Origin of the sequence: Algibacter ulvanivorans, assembly GCF_048381495.1 — a bacterium.
Classification (GTDB): Bacteria; Bacteroidota; Bacteroidia; order Flavobacteriales; family Flavobacteriaceae; genus Algibacter_B; species Algibacter_B ulvanivorans.
The window spans coordinates 443,585-458,346 of the sequence record NZ_JBLWGD010000001.1; the positions used below are offsets into that span (position 1 = coordinate 443,585).

18 protein-coding genes are annotated in these 14,762 nt (G+C 31.1%); 11 read left to right on the forward strand and 7 right to left on the reverse strand.

All coding sequences use genetic code 11. From position 1 onward, the window contains the following. Window positions 1-103 precede the first annotated feature (103 nt). The 3 genes from ACNG5D_RS02135 to ACNG5D_RS02145 are packed head-to-tail and all read right to left on the reverse strand — an operon-like array spanning window position 104 to window position 2,952. Window positions 104-838: a Bax inhibitor-1/YccA family protein gene (locus ACNG5D_RS02135; RefSeq protein WP_418181851.1), complete on the reverse strand. Its 735-nt coding sequence runs from the start codon at window positions 836-838 to the stop codon at window positions 104-106. Between the two features lie 20 nt (window positions 839-858). After that, window positions 859-1,980, reverse strand: a complete 1,122-nt coding sequence (locus ACNG5D_RS02140; protein ID WP_418181852.1) for a glycosyltransferase — start codon at window positions 1,978-1,980, stop codon at window positions 859-861. 6 nt (window positions 1,981-1,986) lie between these two features. Continuing rightward, the gene (locus ACNG5D_RS02145; RefSeq protein ID WP_418181853.1) at window positions 1,987-2,952 is read right to left on the reverse strand and encodes a lysylphosphatidylglycerol synthase domain-containing protein; all 966 of its coding nucleotides are present in this window, start codon (window positions 2,950-2,952) and stop codon (window positions 1,987-1,989) included. 30 nt (window positions 2,953-2,982) lie between these two features. Here ACNG5D_RS02145 and ACNG5D_RS02150 point away from each other — a divergent pair, with 30 nt between their 5' ends. The 7 genes from ACNG5D_RS02150 (at window position 2,983) to ACNG5D_RS02180 (ending at window position 7,707) form a co-directional block, all read left to right on the forward strand. Further along, window positions 2,983-3,621 carry an outer membrane beta-barrel protein gene (locus ACNG5D_RS02150; RefSeq protein WP_418181854.1) on the forward strand — a complete coding sequence of 213 codons (639 nt, stop codon included), beginning with the start codon at window positions 2,983-2,985 and terminating at the stop codon, window positions 3,619-3,621. After that, window positions 3,621-4,175, forward strand: coding sequence for a crossover junction endodeoxyribonuclease RuvC (ruvC, locus tag ACNG5D_RS02155; protein WP_418181855.1), 555 nt, complete (start codon window positions 3,621-3,623; stop codon window positions 4,173-4,175). Before ACNG5D_RS02150 ends, ruvC begins: the two co-directional genes overlap by 1 nt. Beyond that, window positions 4,175-5,302, forward strand: coding sequence for a radical SAM family heme chaperone HemW (hemW, locus tag ACNG5D_RS02160; protein ID WP_418181856.1), 1,128 nt, complete (start codon window positions 4,175-4,177; stop codon window positions 5,300-5,302). The genes ruvC and hemW overlap by 1 nt, the downstream gene beginning before the upstream one ends. A 2-nt stretch (window positions 5,303-5,304) precedes the next feature. After that, complete coding sequence (locus ACNG5D_RS02165) at window positions 5,305-6,054, forward strand: cyclase family protein (protein ID WP_418181857.1); 750 nt, start codon at window positions 5,305-5,307, stop codon at window positions 6,052-6,054. Further along, window positions 6,055-6,663: a DUF4230 domain-containing protein gene (locus tag ACNG5D_RS02170; protein WP_418181858.1), complete on the forward strand. Its 609-nt coding sequence runs from the start codon at window positions 6,055-6,057 to the stop codon at window positions 6,661-6,663. Next, window positions 6,663-7,028: an MmcQ/YjbR family DNA-binding protein gene (locus ACNG5D_RS02175; RefSeq protein ID WP_418181859.1), complete on the forward strand. Its 366-nt coding sequence runs from the start codon at window positions 6,663-6,665 to the stop codon at window positions 7,026-7,028. The genes ACNG5D_RS02170 and ACNG5D_RS02175 overlap by 1 nt, the downstream gene beginning before the upstream one ends. A 100-nt stretch (window positions 7,029-7,128) precedes the next feature. Further along, window positions 7,129-7,707: a PhnA domain-containing protein gene (locus tag ACNG5D_RS02180; protein WP_418181860.1), complete on the forward strand. Its 579-nt coding sequence runs from the start codon at window positions 7,129-7,131 to the stop codon at window positions 7,705-7,707. Here ACNG5D_RS02180 and ACNG5D_RS02185 read toward each other — a convergent pair. Then, window positions 7,704-8,549, reverse strand: coding sequence for an AraC family transcriptional regulator (locus tag ACNG5D_RS02185; protein ID WP_418181861.1), 846 nt, complete (start codon window positions 8,547-8,549; stop codon window positions 7,704-7,706). The genes ACNG5D_RS02180 and ACNG5D_RS02185 overlap by 4 nt on opposite strands. A 520-nt stretch (window positions 8,550-9,069) precedes the next feature. Here ACNG5D_RS02185 and ACNG5D_RS02190 point away from each other — a divergent pair. The 4 genes from ACNG5D_RS02190 to ACNG5D_RS02205 all read left to right on the forward strand — a co-directional run bounded on the left by ACNG5D_RS02190 (window position 9,070) and on the right by ACNG5D_RS02205 (window position 12,153). Next, complete coding sequence (locus ACNG5D_RS02190) at window positions 9,070-9,336, forward strand: DUF1272 domain-containing protein (protein WP_418181862.1); 267 nt, start codon at window positions 9,070-9,072, stop codon at window positions 9,334-9,336. Then, window positions 9,333-9,509: a hypothetical protein gene (locus ACNG5D_RS02195; RefSeq protein ID WP_418181863.1), complete on the forward strand. Its 177-nt coding sequence runs from the start codon at window positions 9,333-9,335 to the stop codon at window positions 9,507-9,509. Before ACNG5D_RS02190 ends, ACNG5D_RS02195 begins: the two co-directional genes overlap by 4 nt. A gap of 120 nt (window positions 9,510-9,629) precedes the next feature. Then, window positions 9,630-10,922 (forward strand): aminopeptidase P family protein, encoded by a 1,293-nt coding sequence (locus tag ACNG5D_RS02200; RefSeq protein ID WP_418181864.1) that lies wholly within the window; start codon window positions 9,630-9,632, stop codon window positions 10,920-10,922. A gap of 13 nt (window positions 10,923-10,935) precedes the next feature. Further along, on the forward strand, window positions 10,936-12,153 hold the full coding sequence (locus ACNG5D_RS02205; RefSeq protein ID WP_418181865.1) for a M24 family metallopeptidase: 1,218 nt from the start codon (window positions 10,936-10,938) through the stop codon (window positions 12,151-12,153). A gap of 4 nt (window positions 12,154-12,157) precedes the next feature. Here ACNG5D_RS02205 and ACNG5D_RS02210 read toward each other — a convergent pair whose 3' ends face one another. The 3 genes from ACNG5D_RS02210 to ACNG5D_RS02220 form a co-directional block, all read right to left on the reverse strand. Then, window positions 12,158-13,225 carry a proline racemase family protein gene (locus ACNG5D_RS02210; RefSeq protein WP_418181866.1) on the reverse strand — a complete coding sequence of 356 codons (1,068 nt, stop codon included), beginning with the start codon at window positions 13,223-13,225 and terminating at the stop codon, window positions 12,158-12,160. Beyond that, window positions 13,218-14,177, reverse strand: coding sequence for a bifunctional Delta(1)-pyrroline-2-carboxylate/Delta(1)-piperideine-2-carboxylate reductase (gene lhpI / locus ACNG5D_RS02215; RefSeq protein WP_418181867.1), 960 nt, complete (start codon window positions 14,175-14,177; stop codon window positions 13,218-13,220). The genes ACNG5D_RS02210 and lhpI overlap by 8 nt, the downstream gene beginning before the upstream one ends. A gap of 114 nt (window positions 14,178-14,291) precedes the next feature. Next, window positions 14,292-14,762 carry a GNAT family N-acetyltransferase gene (locus tag ACNG5D_RS02220; protein WP_418181868.1) on the reverse strand — a complete coding sequence of 157 codons (471 nt, stop codon included), beginning with the start codon at window positions 14,760-14,762 and terminating at the stop codon, window positions 14,292-14,294.

Here is a 14,762-nt window from a genome sequence, read left to right on the forward strand (position 1 = left end):
TCTTTTATACGCGTTAGGGATTGCAGCGTAAAGCCCACAGCCCGACGTAGGAGGTGCGAGGACTTGTAGTGTAAAGCCCGACCCTTGGGTAACGCCCAAAAAATTAAAATTTTATGGCTAGTTTTCGCATGAGTCTTAATACTTCCATATACAACCAAACTAATGTAACTAAAAGCCCCCATGTGGCAAGCCACTCTTTGTATTTTGGCGATTTGTTTTTGTGTTTTTCAATATAATCGAAGTCGAGTAATAATGATAGTGAAGCAAAAATGGCAGCTATAATATTAAATATAATGGCAGGCCATGAAATGCCCCAAATAAAAACGTGTATACCAAATAAAGTTAATATCCAAGATATAAGGTAAATAACCAGAATACTTGTAACTGCTGTAATAATAACACTTCGAAGCTTTTTTGTAACCACAATAATTCGAGTTTGATAAAGCAATAGCATAACTATAAAAGTAACAACCGTAATACCTATAGCTTGGTAAGGTAAATTAGGAAATTGTGCATGCGCATATACTGTTGTTGCCCCAAGAAAAAAGCCTTTGGCTATGGCGTAAAGAGGTACTAAAAAATGTGCCCAATGTTGTCGTACCGAAATAACAATACTAATTATTATTGCAGCTAGCATACCACCTAATGAGTACCATTTTATAGGCGCTCCGTTTTGGTGTAGTTTCCACATGCCAAAAGAGATTATAACGATAAGCGCTATGGATAACATAGATTTAATGAAAATACCGGTAACAGTCATGGTTTTTGCCGATGTTTTATTATCGCCAAAAAAGTAATTTGTAAAAGCGGGGTTAGATGTTTTGTTAAAAATACTCATGCGGAATAAAAATACAGAATTTATTTTTTAAACTTACGTCCTTTCCATTTATAACCAGAAAACATTGAGATGCTTGCTACAAAAACACTAAAAAATGGATATAATAAAAAACCAAACACATAGCTTTTTAAAATATTTTTTTGATTAAAAAAAGAAGCTGTTTTGTATAACAAATAAAAATCTATATTAAACTTTATAAAGGCTATATAAAATAAGGTTTTAGGGCTAAAAGTGTTAATTACAACTAAGGTTAAACCAATAATTAATAATGCGTTTTTTAGTAATACAATTAGGCCAGTAAGTTTTCCGTAAAAATTATTGTATGCAGTTGTTTTTGCGGCCCACCGTATGCGTTGTGCTATTAAATCTTTTATGGTGTGTTGTGCGTTTGTTTTTATAATGGCTTTGTCGCATTTTAAATAGTGTAGTTGCTTAGGGTACTTTTTTGCTACTTTTTCCAGTAAAAATATATCGTCTCCGCTAGCTATATTGGTGTTTCCACTAAACCCATTTACATCTAAAAATATCGATTTTTTATATGCAAAATTAGCACCATTGCACATAAATGGTTTTTTTAGTCCGAAACCTCCAATGGTTGCGCCTTGTAAACTTAAAATGTCTAGGGTTTGAAAAGGGTTTAAAAACGAGTTGGTATTGCTGTAAGTTACAGGAGCAGCAATACAACTTACTTTGTTTTTTTGGATATACTCATCAAAACTATCTAACCAAAATTTAGGTAATTGGCAATCGGCATCGGTAGTTACTATCCAATGGTTTTTAGCGTTTTGTATAGCTAAAGTTATGGCGTCTTTTTTTGGAGAATTTGTTTTTCTTTCGTTTAAAATTATTTTAAAATTACTAGTGTTTTTTATAAAGCTTTTAATAATGCTAACAGAGTCGTCATTAGAATCATCATCAACAAAAATAACTTCAAAAAGATGCTTAGGATAATTTAGGTTTTTGATTGAATTTAGTAATACAGGTAAATTTTCAGCTTCATTTCTAAAAGGGATAACTATTGTAAATGTTGTATTGGCAGGAATATCTTCTAGACTAAATGCAGAAACTTTATCGAACCCCCAAATAAAACTTCCTATTAAAAGTAAGTAAATTAGAGTTATAAGTATACTAATTAAAAGCATAAATTATTATTGACTTTTTGGAAGGCTGAAACTAAGTACAAAATAGCTACCAAACAAGCTTGGCAATACAAAATTAAGAAGCCACATTATAGTTATAATACATAAAATTATAATATCGTTAACACCAGCTAAAGAAAACAAGTAAACAGCAATGCTACCTTTTACTACCACATCGAAAATAAAAATAGAGGGAATTATAGATGCCAATAAATACATGGTTGTAATAATTATCATGGCGTTAAAATAATTTAAATCGACTTTAAAAATATAGAGTAAGACATAAAACTGAAATGAAAAAAAAACATAGCGAATTACCGAAAAAAATACGCCTATAATTAATTTTTGTTTGGGAAACTCTTTGCTAAATAATTTAAGTTTTTTAATAGAAAAGCCTTTAATTTTAAATTTACTTTTAGTTATACCAAAAGTAAATATTGTAATAAGTATAAAGGTTACCGCTATAAATTTTACGAGTTTAAAATAATTAAATTCTGGGTTGTAAATGGAAATATAAAAGCCAAACCCAATAATACCAAAAAAGCAAGTAACACCCATTTGTAACAGGTTACTTAATAAGTTAACTAACATAACGCGTTTTCTTAAGTTAGAAGTAAAATACATGGCTTTTGCACCATACTCGCCTATTCTATTTGGTGTAAATAAAGAGGCCGTTAAGGCTCCTAAATTTTGTTTGGTAGCAGCATTAAAGCTAATTGGTTTAACATAATAAACTAAATTTTGCCATTTTAAAATTTCGAAAAACCAATTAAAAAAACTTAAAACCAATAGGAAACATATATTTTTAAACGAAAAAGCATTATTGTTTAATGAAAAACTTATAACATTATAAAAGCTTAAACCCTTATTGTTTGTTAGCTTTAAGTATATAAAATAAAAAGCACCAACTACTAGGCTTATTTTAATAAGGACAAAAAAGAATTGTTTAGTTTTGTATGAAAGTGCTTTATGCATTTAAGCTGCAAAGTAATTTAATAATACCACATGACCTTAAATTTTAGATTGAATACGTATTTTTTGTTGGTTTTCGCTATTTTTTTAATTAGCCATTCTAGTTTTGGGCAAGGCGATACCAGTACCTTTAAAGCACAGTTTGCTTTAGGCGTTAATAACCCATCGTCAAGCGGTTTTGTTAATAATTTTGAAGCGAAAACTATAAATTTTCCAACCGTAAATTTGGGTTTACAATATATGTTTAAGCCTAAGTTTGGGGCTAAATTAGATTTTGGTTTTAACCGTTTTACAAATATTGATAAAACTCCAGAGTTTAAAGTAAATTATTCTCGTATTAATGCGCAATTGGTTTATGATGCATCAATAATAACAAGTTTTTCAAATAAAATGGGGGCTTTTGTTCATGCTGGTCCGGGTTATAGTATAATAAAACCTTTAGGCGATTATGGCGCAAATAAAACAACTTATTTAAATGCAGTGGCAGGCATAGAGTTTCATTACGGTATTTCAGATAAATTGTCTGTTTATTTTGATGCTTCATATATAAAAAGTTTTGCTAAAGATTTTAATCCAATAACATCTGGTTTTGGATCGTTTAACGGAGATGTATTAACCCTAACCTTTGGCGCTTCTATATCGCTAAGTGGTTGTTATTATTGTGGAGATTAATGAAGCAAGAAAGAATTATTTTAGGAATCGACCCAGGAACTACTATTATGGGATTCGGACTTATAAAAGTAGTTGGGAAAACCATGCAATTTGTGCAGTTAAATGAGTTAGATTTAAAAAAATATAACGATCATTACCTAAAATTAAAACTTATTTTTGAGCGTACTATAGAACTAATAGATACACATAACCCAGACGAAATAGCTATAGAAGCACCTTTTTTTGGTAAAAATGTACAAAGTATGTTAAAGTTAGGGCGTGCACAAGGCGTTGCTATGGCCGCAGGTTTAAGCAGAGAAATACCAATTACAGAGTATTTGCCCAAAAAGATTAAAATGGCCATTACCGGAAATGGAAATGCTAGTAAAGAGCAAGTTGCAAAAATGCTACAAGGTATGTTAGGGTTAAAAACACTTCCTAAAAACCTAGATGCTACCGATGGGTTGGCGGCAGCAGTTTGTCATTTTTATAATTCAGGTAGAATTGAAGTAGGCAAAAGTTATTCTGGTTGGGCTAGTTTTGTAAAACAAAACGAAGGACGAGTTAAAAAGTAATGGCCGGAATATATATACATATACCATTTTGCAAACAAGCATGTTTTTATTGCGACTTTCATTTTTCTACGTCTTTAAAAAAAAAGAATGAGCTTATTCAAGCTATAGTAAAAGAATTAGAACTTCGTAAAAAGGAGTTTAAAAATAAAACTGTAGAAACTATTTATTTTGGCGGCGGCACACCAAGCCTACTAACTAATGCAGAATTAAAGGTAATTATTAATGCCGTTTACAATAATTTTAAAGTTGTTAGTAATCCCGAAATAACCCTAGAGGCCAATCCAGACGATTTATCGGAAACCGTAATAAATAAGTTGGCTAAAAGCGATATTAATCGACTAAGTATAGGAATTCAATCGTTTTACGAACACGATTTAAAACTCATGAATCGGGCACATAATGCTAACGAAGCAAAAGCTTGTTTAGAAGAAGCTATAAAATATTTCGATAATATTTCAGTCGATTTAATTTACGGAATACCAGGGCTAACCAACCAAGCATGGATTAAAAATATAGATACTGTTTTATCTTTTAATATACCACACATTTCATGTTATGCCCTTACTGTAGAACCTAAAACAGCTTTAGAAACCCTTATTAAAAAAGGGAAAATAGCGAGTATAGATGACGATTTAGCGCAACAACAATTCCATATTTTAGCTCAAAAGTTAGATGCTTCAGGGTTTGTTAATTACGAGCTTTCTAATTTTGGTAAGCCTAATTATTTTAGTAAAAACAATTCGGCATATTGGTTAGGTAAGCCTTATATAGGTATTGGCCCATCTGCACATTCGTTTAATGGTAACCAACGTAGCTGGAATGTGTCTAATAATACAAAGTATATAAAATGTATTGAAAAAAACGAGTTGCCATCAGAAACCGAAACACTATCAATAGTTGATAAGTTTAACGAAAGCATCATGACAGGTTTAAGAACCATCTGGGGAGTTTCATTACATAAAATCGAAAAAGAATTTGGTGAAAACTATAAAATTCATCTTTTAAAACAGTCAGAAATTTATATTAAGGAACAATTATTGTATATTGAGGATGATACATTATTAACCACAAAAAAAGGAAAATTCTTAAGCGATGGTATCGCCTCAAACCTTTTTAAAATTAATTAAATTTGATAGCAACTATACAATACAATTCTAGAAAACTACAAATAGATTTTTCAAAACCATTAGATATATCTATGCCTTTAAAAGCATCAAAAAGTAATGTTAATGCTTGGTATATTGATGAGCCTAAAATAGAACCAGTAAAAGATGGCGAGTGGGTTGCTGCGGTTAGCCAAGGTGCCGATATTAATTTTAATAATATTCAATTTAATCCGCATGCACACGGCACACATACCGAATGTGTTGGGCATATTACAGAAAAAGTACACTCCATAAATAAAAATTTAAAAACCTTCTTTTTTCTTGCTCAAGTTATAACAGTAGCACCAGAAAGTGAAGGAGAAGATAAAATAATATCAAAAAAACAATTACAGTTTGCCTTAGGCAATAAAAAAAGAGATGCTATTATATTAAGAACCATACCTAATACCAGAGATAAACATTCTAGGCAATACTCAAACACCAATTGGCCTTACTTAAAAGCAGATGCTGTTAAGTTTTTAGTAAATAAAGGTGTAAAACATTTATTAATAGATTTACCAAGTATAGATAAAGAACGCGATGGCGGAGAATTAATTGGCCACAACATTTTTTGGAATACTAAAGGAAAATTAAGAATGGATGCTACCATTACAGAATTAATTTATGTGTCAAACAAAATTGAAGATGGCGAGTATTTTTTAAATTTACAAATAGCACCATTCGAGAATGACGCCACACCAAGTAAACCAGTATTATATAAAGTTATTAGTTAAATGGAAATTTTTTTAGCCGTAATTATTAGTGTTTTAATAACCTTAGGCTTAGTAACAGTAATAAAATCTATTAAGAAAAAACAGCTTGTAAACGCACAATCTACTATTCTTTTAGATAAAATAAAAAAGGTATGTAAATTTATAACCGTAGAAGGCGATTTTGCCGAAATTTACCATTACGAAGATGTAAAAGAACGATTTTTAAAACTTATTTCTAGTAAGAAAAAAGCGTTAGTTGTAATAAATGCTAAGGCACATTTAGGTTTCGATTTGTCTAAAATACAATTACAAGCCAATACCAATAAAAAAGTAATAACTTTAAAACATTTTCCGCAACCCGAAATACTATCTATAGAAACCAACTTAAATTATTACGATAAATCTGATGGCTTATTTAATAAATTTGAAGCTAACGATTTAACAGGTTTACATAACCAAGCAAAACTTCATATAAAAGACAAAATTCCTGAAAGTGGACTCATTCAAGTAGCACAAAAAGAAGCCTTAGAAACTATTTTACTTATTGAAACCATAGTAGAAACCATAGGTTGGACGTTAGACTACTCTGCTTTAGAAATAGGCAATATAGAACCCAAAAAACTAGAATAATGAATATCGAACAAATTCGAGAATATTGTTTGGCTAAAAAAGAAACTACCGAAGATTTTCCTTTTGATGAAGATACACTAGTATTTAAAGTGCTAGGAAAAATGTTTGCCTTAGTAGGATTAAAAAAATGGGAAGCAGGACAGGCAGCCATAAACTTAAAAGCCGATCCAGAATATTCGCAAGAATTACGAGCTCAATATAGTAGCATTCGCCCAGGTTATCACATGAGTAAAAAACATTGGAATACACTTTATATTCATGAAGGCGAACTGCACCCACAAATAATTAAAGATTTAATAGATCACTCTTATAACATGGTTGTAAAAGGAATGACAAAAAAAATGAGAGAAACCTTAAAAGAATAAGGGTATTATTAAAATACATTGTTTTAATTTATAACATATAATTCTAAACTTGTACAAGCATCTATTTTGCTGTATCATTGCAAAACTAAAAAATATACCCATGAGCGTTTTACAAACATTACAAGATAGAAGCAATAACACATGCGAACTATGTGGTGCTACAGAAGGTTTAAAACAATATACAATCCCACCATCATTAAACGAAAATGTGGCAAACGATGTTTTGGTTTGTAAAACGTGTCTAGACCAAATTAATGGTGAAGAGGAAATGAATCCAAACCATTGGCGTTGTTTAAATGATAGTATGTGGAGCGAACATGTTGCTGTACAAATTATGGCTTGGAGAATGTTGCAAAGACTACGTAACGAGGGGTGGCCAAAAGATTTGTTAGATATGATGTATTTAAACGACGAAGCTTTGGCATTGGCAAGAGCAACAGGTGAGGATAAAGACGAAAGCGAAAAAATTATTCATAGAGATATTAATGGCGTTGTTCTACAAAACGGCGATAATGTAGTACTTGTAAAAGACCTGAAAGTTAAAGGCTCAAGTATGGTTGCCAAACAAGGCACAGCGGTTCGTAATATTCGTTTAGATAGAGATAATGATAAATATATAGAAGGTAAAGTAGGAGCCACTTTAACAGTTATTGTAACAGATTTTGTAAAGAAACTTTAAACAGATACCTTTTTAAACTCAGAAGGGTTACATTTTTTTAAGGCTTTAAACTGCCTATTAAAATTAGACATATTATTAAAACCAATTTGTTCTGCTATTTCAATAATAGACAAATCGTTATTTAGTTGTAATAATCTACAAGCATGTTCAATTCTTAGTTCGTTTAAAAACTGAATATAAGTTTTATTGGTTCGCTTTTTAAAATATTTGCAAAAAGCATTCTTTGTCATGTTAGCTTCATTAGCTATGGTCTGTAATGTAATATTATTTTGAAAATTATTCATAGTAAACTCAAAAACGTTGCGCATTCTTTGCCCTTCGTTATCGGTATATGTTTTATCATAAATAAATGAGGATAAACTCTTGTAACTTCCTTTAGATGTGTGTTTTACTATTTCTAATAAGATTAAAAAGCGATTTAATTTACCGCTACTTTCAAGTTTAAAAAACAAACGCTTTATTTGTTTTAATCTAGATGTTACTTTAAAACCAAATTTAGCACGTTTAAAAAAAGGCTGTAACTCTTTTAATTCTTCTAAGTTAAAAAAATCTTTCCCAAAAGCCTTCTTTGTAAAAAACAAAGAAACCATATGCGATTTTTTGTAAGTATTAAAATCACTTTTAAAAACATGAGGAATGTTGCTACCAATAATTAATATGTCATTTTTATTATAGTCGTTTACAGAATCTCCTACAACAAGAGTTCCTGTGCCTTCTATAATGAAGCTTATTTGTATTTCTTCATGCTGGTGAAGTTTATCGTAAAAAGCATCAACATAGTCAACCTGATATATTAAAACATCTTGTTCTGGTTTAGGAATTTTAAAGGGTAAAACTTTCATGAGTAATTACGTGTAAGATTTTAAAATACACAAATAATACTCAAAAATACAGTATAAAATCATGAATAGGATAATATTGTATGTGTTAAGATTAAAAAACCATTAATTAAAAACAGAGAGCTTATGTAATTTTACAATATCAAAAAAAAAACGAAAATATAATTTACTATAACAATAACCCAGTAGATTATAAAATTGAAGTAACTCTAAGTATGTTTGAAGGGCTTTTAAACAGCTGTCCAAATATTTTTAGCGGTAAAAGAATTGACAAGCAACATAACTAAAATAATGCGTATTAAAATTGAAAAATAATAACAGATACACTATCGGCAAGACCAACATTACCAGAATATAAAAATCTAAGTATTTTAGCGTAAATAATTTGGGTGTTATCACACTAAAACACGGTTGTACTTTTTTCATATATTTTAAATTGTTTAGAATTAACAAACAGAAAATGTTTTATTGTATCTTTTACAAAATAAGTGAAAGGAAGCCACTTTAACCCGTAAACAGTAAGATGTTAGAAATAAGACCAACATGCGAAAATTGTAATAAAGCATTGCCGTATAATTCAAGAGAAGCTATGATATGTACTTTTGAGTGTACGTTCTGTAAAGATTGTGTACACCATATTTTACAACATGTTTGTCCTAATTGCGGAGGCGGATTTGAAAAACGACCAATTCGCCCAAGTAAATTATTAAAAAAATACCCAGTTTCAACAAAAGTAATCTACAAACCAGTAAATATTGAAGCACATTTAAAAAAGATAAAAAAAGCATGATAACAGGAAAAAATCGCATAGGAAATCAATTATTGGCAACAGAAAATAAAACGTTTGCTTATGTTATGCCAAACCAAAAAATGCTAGAAGAAAAAGCAACTGTAACATGTGGTTTGCGGCGAGTATCGCCAGATGGTTTACCTTATGCAAGTCTAAAAAATACGATAATTTAACCACTACTACAGGGCATGCTATGAGAACTGCCACGGGGAAATTGGTGTCAGAGATTATTTCAAATAAAAAAAACGTCTTTAAAATTGGCTAAATATCATCCAAATAGAACTTTTTAAGTTATGCGATACAATCAAATTTCAAATACCTTATTTGTAAAGAATAGAGCTAATTTCTGTTCTAAATTAAAACAGAATACCATAGCTATTTTAACATCAAACGATGTAAAGCATAATAATGCAGACGATATTATGGGATTTACACAAAATAACGATTTGTTTTATCTTTCTGGAATTAATCAAGAAGAAACCATATTAGTTTTATACCCCGATGCCTATAAAAAAGAAAACCAAGAAATTTTATTTATTAAAGAAACTAGTGCGCATATTAAAATATGGGAAGGCAATAAATTAAGTAAAGAGCAAGCCATTAAGGTGTCTGGAATTAAGCGTGTAGAATGGATTCAAGATTTCGAAATGATTTTGCAATACATGGCTTTTGAAGCCGATGGTTTTTACCTTGGGCATAACGAGCATTTAAAACGTATAACAAAAAACCAAGAAACTCAACAAGATAGAATGATTGCTTGGTGTAAAAAAAAGTACCCTTTACATGAATATTTTCGAGCTTCAAAAATAACTAGAGCATTAAGGCCAATTAAATCTGAAGCCGAAATAGAATTGATAAAAAAGGCCGCTAATATAAGTGTAACATCCTTTAAACGTGTTTTAAAAACATGCAAAGCAAATATAAAAGAGTATGAGCTAGAAGCAGAGCTAGCGTATAACTTAATAAAATCAGGAGCAACAAGACATGCGTTTAAGCCAATTGTGGCTTCAGGTAAAAACGCCTGTGCTTTACATTATACTATGAATAATGGTGTTTGTAATGATGGAGACATGGTGTTGATGGATTTTGGTGTTTGCTATGCAAATTATAATAGCGATACCACACGCTGTTTTCCAGTAAATGGTAAATTTTCAGACAGGCAAAAGGAAGTGTACAGCGCTGTATTACATTGTTTAAAAGAAGGTAGTAAACTTTTAAAACCCGGTGTGCTACCATCTGATTACGAAAAGCAAATGGCAAGCCTAGTTGAAGCAGAATTAATAAAATTAGGATTGCTAAATGCAAACGATGTTTTAAAACAAAATCCAGAAAAACCACTATATAAAAAGTTTTTTATGCATGGTACGGCTCATTATATTGGGTTAGATGTGCATGATGTTGGTTTGTATTCGCGTCCTTTTGAAGCGGGAATGGTTTTAACATGCGAGCCAGGAATTTATATTGCAGAAGAGGGTATAGGCTGCCGTTTAGAAAATAATTATGTAATTACAGAAAACGGAAACATAAATTTAACAGAGACTATGCCTATAGAAATTAAAGATATAGAAGCTTTAATGAATCATTAAATAGAATAAGATTATGAATACAATTGGAATTGGCGGATCTACAATTGAAGCCGAGTTAAATACCATAAAACCTAAAGCACATTTAGTAAAACCTATTCAAGAAGAAGAATTTCAATTACGAATTAATAAAGCTTGTGCGTTAATGCAAGCTCAAAATGTTCAAGCAATATACCTTAATTCCGGAACAAACTTATTTTATTTTACTGGCACACATTGGAATTCTAGCGAGCGTATGGTTGGTGCTTTGTTATTTCCAAATGGCGAGCTTCATTACATAGCACCTCAGTTTGAAAAAGGAACTGTTTTAGATTTTATGATTATTAAAGGAACTGTTCATTGTTGGGAAGAACATGAAAGTCCATATCAACTATTTAATTCCATTTTAAAGCATAATAATGTAGTACATGGTACGATTTTAATTGATGAAACAACGCCGTTTTTTATTACTAATGGTATTCAAAAAATAGCTTCAGAATATATATTAAGTAACGCTAAAGCAATTATATCTGGTTGTAGAATGATTAAGTCTGATGCAGAAATAGCCATCATGCAACACGCTATGGATATTACTTTAGAAGTTCAAAAGGCAGCCGCTAGAATTTTAAGAGTTGGTATTTCTGTAAAGGAGGTTACAGATTTTATTAATGAAGCACATAAACGTTATGGAGTAGCTTCGGGTTCTTATTTTTGTATTGTATTATTTGGTGTAGATTCTTCTTTTCCTCATGGTGTAAAATCTCCAAAAAATCTAGAAAAGAATGATGTTGTGCTTATTGATACAGGTTGCGTGTTACATGATTATGTGTCTGATATTACAAGAACTTATGTTTTTGGTGAAGCTAATGATTTGCAACGACGCATTTGGAACATAGAAAAAGAAACACAACAAGCAGCATTTAATGCAGCTAAAATAGGGAGTACTTGTGCTTCTATTGATTTTGCATGTAGAGAAGTGTTGGAGTTTTACAAACTTGGACCAAATTATAAACTGCCGGGTTTGCCGCACAGAACGGGACATGGTATTGGTTTAGATATTCATGAATACCCATATATTGTTAAGGGCGATGAAACTGTTTTAGAGCCAGGAATGTGTTTTAGTAACGAACCAATGATTTGTGTGCCAAGTAAGTTTGGTATTAGGCACGAGGATCATATTTACATGACTAAAGAAGGTCCTAAGTGGTTTACTAAGCCTATGCATAGCATAGAAAATCCATTTGGTATATTATAATTTGTTATCTTAAAATAAAACCATCTTTCATAGGATCATTTGGGTTAATTACAAAAGTTTGTATTCCTGTAATATAAGCGTTGCCTTCTACTTGCGGTATTACGGCTGTAAAAGGGCCGTAATTTTCTTCAGAAATAATAGATCCTTTAAATACAGAGCCTGTAATACTCTCAATAGTCATGGTTTCTCCATAATCAATCTCTTTTCGTGCTTTATGTATGGCCATTCTTCCAGAAACTCCCGATCCTGTAGGGCAACGATCTACTTCCCCTTCAGCAAAAATGCAAACATTTCTGCTATCTGCTCCAGAAGTTTGTTTGTTGTTGTCTATAAAAATGGTTCCGTAATTAAAACTTAAATCTTCTTCAAAAGGATGTATAATTTCATGATCCGAATTAATTACAGCATTTTTAATTTTCATTCCATTTGTAATTAAAGCTCTGTATGATGCTGCATTTAAATTAAAATTAAAGTTATTTTTAGCCATGTCTACATAAGCATAAAAAGCACCGCCGTAGGCTAAATCGTAGGTTACATTTCCTAGGCCTTCAACCTTTACAGTTCTGTCTAAACCTACTACAAAACTAGGCACACAATGAAAACGAACACCAGTTACTTGCCCGTTTTTTACATTTGTAAAAGATGTAATTCTTCCGCAAGGCGCATCAATTTTAAGAACGTTATCGCCTTCTTTTACATGAATCCAATTCATATTAATTGCTAAGGTAGAAATAGCAATAATAGCATGCCCGCACATTGTTGAATAGCCTTCGTTGTGTAAAAATATAATTCCGAAATCTCCTTCGTCATCATTAGGTGGTAATAGTATACAACCATACATGTCTGCATGGCCTCTAGGCTCGAACATTAATGCGGTTCTTAAATAATCAAAATGTTCTTTACAGTTTCTTCTATATTCTAAAACAGAATTTCCGCTTAATTTAGGAAATCCATCAATAATTACACGTAAGGGTTCGCCTCCCGTATGCATATCTATGGTTTTTATTTGTAACCAATTTTTATCTGGTTTAAATTCGGTATTCGATATTATGTTTTTGTAAGTATTACTCATTTGCGTATTTATTATAAAAATAATTTGCTGCAGCTAAATCTTCTAGAGCATGCCCAACAGATTTAAATACTGTAATTTCGTTTTCGGAACTTCTTCCTGTTTTTTGGTTTGAGCATAATTGAAACAAATCGGCTTTAATACTATCTTCTTTCAAGGTGCCATTTTGCAACGGAATAACAATATCTCCGCTTTCTTTTAAGCCTCCTTGAAATGTATCAATATAAACAGAGGCTTTAGAAATTGTTTCGTTATCTGCTTCTCGCATGTCTTTTTTATAGGCGCCTACCAAATCTATGTGTTGTCCTTTTTTTAAATGTTTTCCTAAAACTAATGGTGTTTTTGATAATGTGGCTGATGATATAATATCTACTTCAGAGATTTTTTCTTTAATGGTTTTTATTGGTGTAATTGTAAAGCTTTCGTTTTTTAAAATGTTGCAAATTGCTATAGCTTTTTCAAAATTTCGCCCCCAAATAAACACTTTTTTTATTGGGCGAACAGCTGCGTGCGCCTTAATTAAATTAATAGATAATGCTCCAGTTCCAATCATTAACAAAGTTGATGCGTTTTTTCTAGATAAATATGAAGAAGCCAATGCAGATGCAGCAGCAGTTCTTTTTACCGTTAAACTTTTGGCTTCTAGAATGGCTTTAACTAATCCTTTTGTGGCATCAAAGTAAATATAGGTTCCTTGAATGGAAGGTAAATCGAATTGGCTATTTTCGGGGCTTACCGTTACTATTTTTACGCCTGCGTTTTTGCTTGGGTTCCATGCGGGCATAAGTAATAATGTAGAATCTTCCTGTACTTTGGGGTTTGGGAAGTCGTGATGATGACGCATTGGAACAATAACCTCATTTGTAGAAAAATATTGTTTTATTTCTGATATTAGCTCGCAGAAATTAGTATTATTCTCAATAAAATTGTCGTTTATAATTTTTATTGTATTCATACATTAAAAGTACAAAAACGGCAAATAAATATGTTATTTTAATCTAATGTAGATAATATAATAAAGGTTTTGGATAAAATAGTATTGATTTGCGCCACTTATAGCTGCTTATTATCAAGGTAGGTTAGAGATGTCTAATCTCATATTTATCATATGTTTTTTAAAGCCTACTTTTTCATATGCTTTAATGGCGGGTATGTTGTCATGATAAACATCTAACCTTATTTCATAAACGTCTTGGTTTTTACACCATGCGAATAAAGTATCAATAATATATTTGTTTAATTGATTGCCTCTAAAATTTTCTAAAACAAACATAAAGCCTAAATAGCCTTGTTTTTTATGTTTTAAATAATGTCTATCTAATTTAATTTTAGCGTAACCAGAAGCTACTATTTTATTATCAACTTCGGCCACATAAACTACAGAATTCGGGCTTGTTATTAGCTCAGAAATATTATAGTAATTTGTTTTTTCGTCTTTTATTGTAATATCGAAAGGACGTTCGGCTTCAATAACGCCTTGCTCAAATTTTAATAGAACAGGTAAGTCTTTTAAAGTGGCTTTTCTAATTATTGGATTCAT

Excerpts from the sequence above, each read along its gene's own strand:
- ACNG5D_RS02200 (WP_418181864.1), top strand. The coding sequence starts at position 9,630 with ATGCGATACAATCAAATTTCAAATACCTTATTTGTAAAGAATAGAGCT.
- ACNG5D_RS02195 (WP_418181863.1), top strand. The coding sequence starts at position 9,333 with ATGATAACAGGAAAAAATCGCATAGGAAATCAATTATTGGCAACAGAA.
- ruvC (WP_418181855.1), top strand. The coding sequence starts at position 3,621 with ATGAAGCAAGAAAGAATTATTTTAGGAATCGACCCAGGAACTACTATT.
- ACNG5D_RS02210 (WP_418181866.1), bottom strand. The coding sequence starts at position 13,225 with ATGAGTAATACTTACAAAAACATAATATCGAATACCGAATTTAAACCA.
- lhpI (WP_418181867.1), bottom strand. The coding sequence starts at position 14,177 with ATGAATACAATAAAAATTATAAACGACAATTTTATTGAGAATAATACT.
- ACNG5D_RS02185 (WP_418181861.1), bottom strand. The coding sequence starts at position 8,549 with ATGAAAGTTTTACCCTTTAAAATTCCTAAACCAGAACAAGATGTTTTA.
- ACNG5D_RS02180 (WP_418181860.1), top strand. The coding sequence starts at position 7,129 with ATGAGCGTTTTACAAACATTACAAGATAGAAGCAATAACACATGCGAA.
- ACNG5D_RS02145 (WP_418181853.1), bottom strand. The coding sequence starts at position 2,952 with ATGCATAAAGCACTTTCATACAAAACTAAACAATTCTTTTTTGTCCTT.
- ACNG5D_RS02205 (WP_418181865.1), top strand. The coding sequence starts at position 10,936 with ATGAATACAATTGGAATTGGCGGATCTACAATTGAAGCCGAGTTAAAT.
- ACNG5D_RS02150 (WP_418181854.1), top strand. The coding sequence starts at position 2,983 with ATGACCTTAAATTTTAGATTGAATACGTATTTTTTGTTGGTTTTCGCT.
- ACNG5D_RS02175 (WP_418181859.1), top strand. The coding sequence starts at position 6,663 with ATGAATATCGAACAAATTCGAGAATATTGTTTGGCTAAAAAAGAAACT.
- ACNG5D_RS02140 (WP_418181852.1), bottom strand. The coding sequence starts at position 1,980 with ATGCTTTTAATTAGTATACTTATAACTCTAATTTACTTACTTTTAATA.
- ACNG5D_RS02135 (WP_418181851.1), bottom strand. The coding sequence starts at position 838 with ATGAGTATTTTTAACAAAACATCTAACCCCGCTTTTACAAATTACTTT.
- ACNG5D_RS02220 (WP_418181868.1), bottom strand. The coding sequence starts at position 14,762 with ATGAATCCAATAATTAGAAAAGCCACTTTAAAAGACTTACCTGTTCTA.
- ACNG5D_RS02190 (WP_418181862.1), top strand. The coding sequence starts at position 9,070 with ATGTTAGAAATAAGACCAACATGCGAAAATTGTAATAAAGCATTGCCG.
- hemW (WP_418181856.1), top strand. The coding sequence starts at position 4,175 with ATGGCCGGAATATATATACATATACCATTTTGCAAACAAGCATGTTTT.
- ACNG5D_RS02170 (WP_418181858.1), top strand. The coding sequence starts at position 6,055 with ATGGAAATTTTTTTAGCCGTAATTATTAGTGTTTTAATAACCTTAGGC.